Origin of the sequence: Pseudomonas sp. CM25 (assembly GCF_013179705.1) — a bacterium.
In the GTDB taxonomy this organism is placed as follows: domain Bacteria; phylum Pseudomonadota; class Gammaproteobacteria; order Pseudomonadales; family Pseudomonadaceae; genus Aquipseudomonas.
In genome coordinates this window covers 1-1736 of record NZ_JABMCW010000605.1, presented here as the reverse complement: position 1 = coordinate 1736, position 1736 = coordinate 1, and the positions used below count along the sequence as shown (strand labels likewise).

2 protein-coding genes are annotated in these 1736 nt (G+C 65.8%); both read left to right on the top strand.

The features are described 5' to 3' along the window. Positions 1-1447: monovalent cation/H+ antiporter subunit D (locus HP546_RS29910; RefSeq protein ID WP_172233401.1), on the top strand; the 1447-nt coding region annotated here is incomplete at its 5' end. Further along, positions 1444-1736, top strand: a 293-nt coding sequence (locus HP546_RS29905) for a Na+/H+ antiporter subunit E (RefSeq protein ID WP_172233398.1), incomplete at its 3' end; no start/stop codon positions are given. The genes HP546_RS29910 and HP546_RS29905, both read left to right, overlap by 4 nt.

The following is a 1736-nucleotide window of genomic DNA, read 5'->3' as shown; positions in this document are numbered from 1 at the left end:
CGTGCTGGTAGTGGACCACCTGTCGGCCCTGCTGCTGACCCTGACCGGCATCATCGGTTTCAGCGCCCTGCTGTTTGCCCGCGCCCGTTGGGACGGCGCCGGGGCCAGTTTCCATGCGCTGTTCCAGATCCAGCTGATGGGCCTGTACGGGGCCTTCCTCACCGCCGACCTGTTCAACCTGTTCGTGTTCTTCGAGGTGCTGCTGGCGGCCTCCTATGGCCTGCTGCTGCACGGCTCGGGCCGCGCCCGGGTCCGCGCCGGCCTGCATTATATCGCTATCAACCTGTTTGCCTCTTCGCTGTTCCTGGTAGGCGCGGCGATGCTGTATGGCGTCACCGGCACCCTGAACATGGCCGACCTGGCACTGAAGATTCCGCTGGTGCCAGAGGCCGACCGTGGCCTGCTGCACGCTGGTGCGGCGATCCTGGCCATGGCATTCCTGGTCAAGGCCGGTATCTGGCCGCTGAACTTCTGGTTGGTGCCTGCATACGCCTCGGCCAGCGCACCGGTGGCCGCCCTGTTCGCCATCATGACCAAGGTCGGCCTGTATGCCGTGCTGCGCCTGTGGACGCTGCTGTTTTCCGGACAGGCCGGGGCCTCGGCCCACTTTGGCGGTGAGTGGCTGGTGTACGGTGGGCTGGTCACCTTGGCGGTAGCGGCCGTTTCGATCCTGGCCGCGCAACGCCTGGAGCGCATGGCGGCCCTCAGTATCCTGGTCTCGGCCGGCACCCTGCTCGGCGCTGTCGGCTTCGCCCAACCGGCGCTGACCGGTGCCGCGCTGTTCTACCTGGTCAACTCGACGCTGGCGCTGTGCGCGCTGTTCCTGCTTGCCGAACTGGTCGAACGCTCACGCTCGGCCAACGAAGTGCCGCTGGAGGACGAGGAAGGCGCCTTGCCGCCGCTGCTGGAATCGCTGCACCCGCCCAAAGGCATCAACCTCGACGATGAACAAAAAGCCGTAATCGGCCAGATCATTCCGTGGACCATGGCCTTCCTTGGCCTCAGCTTCATCGCCTGCGCACTGCTGATCATCGGCATGCCGCCGCTGTCGGGCTTTGTCGGCAAGCTCAACCTGATCAGTGCACTGTTCAACCCGCAAGGGCTTGGGGTACCCCCCGAGCAGCCGCTGAGTGCAGCGGGCTGGGGCCTGGTGGCGTTGCTGATTCTGTCCGGCATGGCCTCGCTGATCGCATTTGGCCGCGTCGGCATCCTGCGCTTCTGGAAACCCGAGGAGCGCCAGTCACCGGTGCTGCGCCGCTACGAGTGCCTGCCTATCGTCATCCTGCTCGGCCTGTGCATCATCCTCAGCCTCAAGGCCGAGCCGTTGCTGCGCTACACCCAGGACACCGCCGCCAGCCTGCAGGCCCCCGACGCCTATATAGAGGCCGTGATGTCCGCGCGGCCGATTCCTGGCCCCACCTCGCTCGACGTACAGGTGCAGCCATGAACCGACTGTTCCCCGCCCCGCTGTTATCTGTCTCGCTGTTTGGCCTGTGGTTGCTGTTGAACCTGTCGCTAAGCCCGGGCAACCTGCTGCTGGCTGCGGCATTTGGCGTGCTGGCGCCGCTGCTGATGGCGCCACTGCGCCCACAGCATGCCCACGTGCGGCGACCACTGGTCATCGCCCGGCTGATCGGTCGGGTAGGCCTGGATGTAATCCGGTCCAACTTGCTGGTAGCCCGTGGTGTGCTGTGTGCCGGCAAGCAGCCGCCACGCTCGGCATTCGTGCACATCCC